Source organism: Pseudoalteromonas sp. GW168-MNA-CIBAN-0100 (assembly GCF_040309225.1).
Classification (GTDB): Bacteria; Pseudomonadota; Gammaproteobacteria; order Enterobacterales; family Alteromonadaceae; genus Pseudoalteromonas; species Pseudoalteromonas arctica.
The window spans coordinates 1-249 of record NZ_JBEOOL010000889.1; the positions used below are offsets into that span (position 1 = coordinate 1).

General features: G+C 27.7%; 1 protein-coding gene. It reads left to right on the forward strand.

Annotated elements, in window-relative coordinates; genetic code table 11:
- Window positions 1-25 precede the first annotated feature (25 nt).
- On the forward strand, window positions 26-249 hold a 224-nt coding region (locus AAEY62_RS23870), incomplete at its 3' end, for an ASCH domain-containing protein (RefSeq protein ID WP_350636944.1).

The window sequence follows — 249 nt, forward strand, 5'->3', positions numbered from 1 at the left end:
TCATATTAGTATGGAAAACAATGAAATGAAACGACACATTCTTTTGTCGATTAAACCTAAGTATGTCAAAGAAATTACTGTAGGCGAAAAAAAGTTTGAGTTTAGAAAGAAATTTCCTGATCTAAATGAATTAAATATAAGTCGTAGAGTAATAATTTACTGCTCAAAACCAACTATGAAGATAATAGGAAGTTTTGAAATAAAAACACTGCATCATGCTGACTTTGATACATTGATGAATAATATATC